Genomic DNA, 5,182 nt, shown 5'->3' on the forward strand with positions numbered 1-5,182 from the left:
TGCGGCAGTTGCAGGCTGAAAGAGAACGGACTGTGAGAGACGAGGTCGTTGCGGGCGCTCAGCTCAGCGTGCAGCGCTGCGGTCAGTGACGTTGTCACATTCTCGGCGGGCAAAGCCGACAAATAGTTCATTGAACCTGCAGATGAGACGTCGGCCTCTGCGGCGGTCACACCGGGCGTGTAGAAATCCAAAGGCGGTGCAGACAGCAAAAGTTCGAAGTCCGAAAGACGGTCAGACGTCTCTGCGCCGGAGTGGGCGTTGAGTCCCCGCGAGCGCGGCAGCGCCTTTTCTGCCGAGGGCGACGAAGCCTGAGGCGATGCGGATGAGGCGGTGGCGGGCGGGAGATAGGCGCTCATGATGGCTCCTGATTCAGGGTCAGTAAACATTCCAGTTTTTCGACGGCTTTTTGGCGCTGGCGCAGCCGCGCGCGCTTGTCCGTGACCTGTTGCCGTTGTTGCTGGCAGCGGGCCACGCCGTCTTCACACTGCTGTTGCTGTTGTCGCAAGAGGCCGATCTGTCTCTGCGTTCGCTCGCGCTGCTGTTGCAAACTGTCCAGCGACTGCGCCTGTTCTTGCTGACGCTGGCGGAAGTCCTGCTGTTGTTGCCGATAATGGGCCTGCTGCGTCTCTTTTTCCTGGCGCAGCAGGCCGAGCGCGGCTTCCTGTTGCGCCAGCGACTGCGTGGCTTCCCGCAGCTGTGATTCGGCGCGGCGCAGGCGCTGACGACGGATAGGCAGCAGCAGCTGGAGCGTAGCGTTTAGTGAAGGCATGGCGCGCCTCCGGCCGTCAGCGATCGCGCATCAGACGTTGGCATAGCGGCTGACCTCGTTGAGCCGAGCGGTAATTTCCGCGAAGGTTTGCGGTTCGCGCATCGACTGTTGCAGGAAGGCGTTGATTTCCGCCTGAGCGGTGACCGCTGCATCCGTCAGGGCATCGTGTCCCGGCTGGTATTCGCCGAGCCGGATCAGCATGTCCACCTGCTGATAGGCGGCCATCAGCCGTCGCAGCCCTTCGGCGTCGCTGAGGTGCGCGGTGGTGGCTACGCTGCTCATGGTGCGGCTCAAACTCATCAAAACATCGATCGCGGGATAGTGATTGCGCTCCGCCAACCGTCGCGATAGCACGATGTGGCCGTCGATGAGCGATCTCACCTCGTCCGCGACCGGATCGTTCATGGAATCCTGCTCGATCAGCACCGAGTAAAGCGTGGTGATCGCGCCCTGACGGGTTTGTCCGGCGCGTTCGACCAGCCGTGGCAGCAGGGTGTACACCGACGGCGGCAGGCCGCCGCGGCCCTGAGGTTCGCCGAGCGCCAGCCCGATTTCACGCTGTGCGCGGGCAAAACGGGTCAACGAGTCGACGATCAGCAGCACCTGTTTGCCTTCGGCCCGGAAGGCTTCCGCAATGGCGGTGGCCGTAAAGGCGGCGCGAGCGCGCTCCATACTGCTGCGATCCGAGGTCGAGCACACCAGCACGGTGCGTCGGCGCAGCGCGTCGTCCAGTTCGTGGTCGAGAAATTCGCGCAGCTCTCGGCCGCGCTCGCCGATTAGCCCGAAGACGATGGCGTCGCAGGGCGTGTTGCGGGCCAGCTCAGCGAGCAACGTGGTTTTACCGCAGCCTGCGCCGGCAAAAATCCCGACCCGCTGGCCGCGACCCACGGTCAGCAAGCCGTCGATGGCGCGCAGCCCGGTCGGTAGCGGTTCGCTGATACAAGGGCGCTCGGTGGGCGGCGGCGCGTCGCCGATCACGGGAATGGGATTGGGGCAGTCCGTACCGGGTTCAACGAATGCCGAGCGGCTCTCCGCCGTGAGCGGTCTGCCGAAACCGTCCAATACGCTGCCCAACAGATCGTCGGATACCTGTACGCAATGCGGCTGATAGAGTGGCGTGACCACCGCACCCTGCGCGATGCCGTCCAACGCCCCTAATGCCGAGAGAAACACGTGCTGCGGACTGAAGCCGACGACTTCGGCCAGCACCTGCGTCCGATCGTGACGCTCGATTCGGCACAGATCCCCTATTCGGGCCTGCGGCAGGCTGGACTCCAGCAGGATGCCGCTGACCCCCGTAATGCGACCCCGCAGACGGACCGGCGCGTAGTCGGCCAGATGCCGCCGCTGCGTGGCCAGCCAGCGTTCGAGCAGCGGATAGCGCCGAGGTTCGTCGGTCGATAGCATCGCCATTACCAGTTCACCTTAATCTGCTGTTTGCCGTTGAACTCGATCTGGTTGTTATCGATGCCGACCAGCCGAAGCCCCTCCACCTCATCGCCGACGAACAGGCGCCGGCCGTCGGACGTCACGATGTTGGCCTGCGTGCCATTGGTCACCTGGATGATGCGGAACGGCAGCGTATCGCCCTTGACTCGGGTGTGATTTTCGATCGGCTGAGTGACGCGGTAACGTTGTTGAAACCGAACCAACATCCGGTTAATCATCGGCAGCTGATCCGCCCCCAGCGCCCCGCGGAGGATAATGCGATCCGGTTGCTGAACGACTTGCACGTTGCTCAAGTCACGGTCATTCAACATGGTTTGCAGCGTGGCGGCGGATTGAGCCGGAGAGGTTATCGGGATACGGGTATCGGTCGGCGGCGCTGATGGCATGGCCACGCTATCTTGCATCAGCCAACTGCCGGTGAGTATCACCAGCAGTCCGATGAGCAGCAGGTAGCTGCATTTCGCCCACAGCGGCAGGCGGGCTTTGGGCTCAGCGCTGGGCGTTTCGGCGGGAGCCTCGACTGGCGGCGTTGACGGCGGCGCGTCTGTTGGCTCCGGTCGGGGGACGGATGCGTTCGTCTCAAGATCCTCCTGCCACGGCGTCTCCGCGCTGACCACGCATAACCAGATGGCGCCCGCGGCGAACGGCGTTCCCGGCAATAGGGTGAGCGACGTCTCAACCGGATGGCCCTCGCTGTCGCTCACCGCGCCTTCCAGCGCGGAGAGAACCCATGCTTCCCCCTGTTTTTCCAACAGACAATGACCTTCGCGAATACCGGGGTCATACAGCACCATATCCGCATCGTCGGCGGCGCCGATACGACATGTCAGTCCGTTTAACGGCAGGGCGGCTCCCCGATGCAGCCCGGTCAGGACGCGCAGTTCAAACATGGTTCTTCTGCCTTCTTATGTATGAGCGGTGGCGGTCATATCATGCAGGTCGATACGGCCCACGACGTTGATAGACAGGTATGACTCCAGCTCGGTGAATGACAGCACCGGCAGAGGGTGAAATTCGTCCTGTACCAGCGCACGAAGCGGACTGCGTAAATCCTGCGCCACCAGCAGCAGGGACGACAGCGGCTCGGTCGGCGGAAAGCAGTCCCGCAGCTGAGTCAGCAGCGCGGCGGCATCATGCTGCGCCAACGCGAAAAATGTGTCGTTCTGCGTTTGGCGCAGGGCGTCGCGCAGTAGCTCCTCCGTCTCTGGCGTCAATAACCAGACGGACAGGCAGTCGTCCCGGCTGTATTGGTGACAGATTTGCGCTTTTAATTGCAGACGAACGTAATCCGTCAGCGCGTTAACGTCGCGCTCATGCTGGCCAACCTCGATCAACGCTTCCGCTATCGGGCGCACCGCGCGCAACGGTATGCGTTCGCCAGCCAGCTTTTGCAGCACGCTGGCGAAACGGGAGAGCGGCATAATGCGCTGCAGCTCCTGCGCCAGTTCAGGCTGTTCGCTCTCGAGCCAGCCGAGAATGGACTTGGTCTCCTGCAAGCCGATGAATTGAGCCGCGCTCCGGTGGATGGCGTTCTCCATCCGCGCGAGAATCAGCGCCTCCTCTGTCTGGCGAGCCAACGTATCGTGTTGCAACAATGGATGATCGGCGGGCAGCCACAGCCAGTGCGCTTCGTCGCGGGCGGGATGGCCGGCGGACAACGCCGTATCATCAAGGGATTCCGGCGGCACCTCATGACGGGCGACTGCCTGATGGGCGGTCCCGAAGGTGGCGCGCAGCAGGGGGATTTCATACACGCAGAATTGAAACTCGTCCTGTGCGATGTCTGGGGTGAATTCAATATCGAATGAGGGCAGCGTAAAGCCGAACTGGTACACCAGCCGGTTGCGCAGCCGACGAATATCCTGCACCAGCAGTGCGGCATGCTGAGCGTTGCGGCACTCGGCGTGGAAACGCAGCAGGTAGGCGCGCGTGGGGTTGAAGCGGCGCAGATCCTGATAGCCGTTCTGCTCTGCGGGCAGGTTGTCCGCCGCCAGCGCATGGCATTCAGCCAGACCGAGCTGCTTGACCCGCCACAGCTGAAAAAGTCCGCTGGACAGGGAGAGCAGGCTGATGATCAGGAAGACCATGGTCGGCATGCCCGGCAGTAGCGCAAAGCCGAACATGCCGATGGCGGAGATAATCCAGGCCTTAGGCTGACTGGTCAGCTGCTCGGCGATCTCACGGCCGATGTTGTTATCCACCTTTTGCCCGTCGGCGGAAACGCGCGTGATGATCATCCCGGCGGTCAGGGAGATCAGCAACGCCGGGATCTGCGCGATCAGGCCGTCGCCGATGGTCAGCACCGAGTAAACGTGCATGGCGTCGCCCGCCGCCATATGGTGCTGCATGACCCCAATGGCGAAGCCGCCGATCATGTTGATGAATACGATGACCAAACTGGCGATCGCGTCGCCTTTGACGAACTTCATCGCGCCGTCCATCGCCCCGAACAACTGGCTCTCTTTAGTGAGATTTTCGCGCCGCTGGCGGGCCTGCTGAGCGTCAATCAACCCGGCGCGCAGGTCGCTGTCGATGGACATCTGTTTGCCCGGCATCGCATCCAGCGTAAAACGAGCCGCCACTTCGGCCACGCGCTCTGATCCTTTGGTGATCACCAGAAAGTTCACCACCGTCAGGATCAGGAAGATCACCAGACCGACCGCCAGATTGCCGCCGACGACAAAGTTGCCGAAGGCCTCTACCACGTGGCCCGCATCCTGTTGCAGCAGAATCTGCCGGGTCGTCGAGATAGACAGGGCCAGTCGAAACATGGTGGTCAACAGCAGCACGGCGGGAAAGGTCGAAAAGGCCAACGGCTTGGGCAGATACATCGCCAGTACGATCAGCAGCGAAGAGATGCAGATGTTAAAGGCGATCAGGACATCAATCAGCCCCGTCGGCAGGGGAATGATCATCATGAAGACGATGGCCATCACAATGACCGCGCCCACGATTTCCGAACGC

The 5,182-nt window shown here is 62.3% G+C and carries 5 protein-coding genes; all 5 read right to left on the reverse strand.

The genetic code is table 11. The features are described 5' to 3' along the window. A partial coding sequence (locus Q7O77_RS14420; protein ID WP_304168655.1) for a hypothetical protein occupies positions 1-356 on the reverse strand: 356 nt, incomplete at its 3' end. Beyond that, on the reverse strand, positions 353-769 hold the full coding sequence (locus Q7O77_RS14425; protein WP_304168658.1) for a hypothetical protein: 417 nt from the start codon (positions 767-769) through the stop codon (positions 353-355). The genes Q7O77_RS14420 and Q7O77_RS14425, both read right to left, overlap by 4 nt. Positions 770-799: 30 nt before the next feature. Continuing rightward, the gene (gene sctN, locus Q7O77_RS14430; protein ID WP_304168667.1) at positions 800-2,176 is read right to left on the reverse strand and encodes a type III secretion system ATPase SctN; all 1,377 of its coding nucleotides are present in this window, start codon (positions 2,174-2,176) and stop codon (positions 800-802) included. Between the two features lie 5 nt (positions 2,177-2,181). After that, on the reverse strand, positions 2,182-3,108 hold the full coding sequence (locus tag Q7O77_RS14435) for an FHA domain-containing protein (RefSeq protein WP_304168661.1): 927 nt from the start codon (positions 3,106-3,108) through the stop codon (positions 2,182-2,184). Between the two features lie 15 nt (positions 3,109-3,123). Continuing rightward, on the reverse strand, positions 3,124-5,182 hold a 2,059-nt coding region (gene sctV, locus Q7O77_RS14440; protein WP_304168663.1), incomplete at its 5' end, for a type III secretion system export apparatus subunit SctV.

This window comes from Lonsdalea britannica (assembly GCF_946477055.1).
Taxonomy (GTDB): Bacteria; Pseudomonadota; Gammaproteobacteria; order Enterobacterales; family Enterobacteriaceae; genus Lonsdalea; species Lonsdalea britannica_A.

What these genes read in the sequence shown, in the direction of transcription:
- Q7O77_RS14435 (WP_304168661.1), bottom strand. Translation starts at nt 3,108, where the DNA reads ATGTTTGAACTGCGCGTCCTGACCGGGCTGCATCGGGGAGCCGCCCTG.
- Q7O77_RS14425 (WP_304168658.1), bottom strand. Translation starts at nt 769, where the DNA reads ATGCCTTCACTAAACGCTACGCTCCAGCTGCTGCTGCCTATCCGTCGT.
- sctN (WP_304168667.1), bottom strand. Translation starts at nt 2,176, where the DNA reads ATGCTATCGACCGACGAACCTCGGCGCTATCCGCTGCTCGAACGCTGG.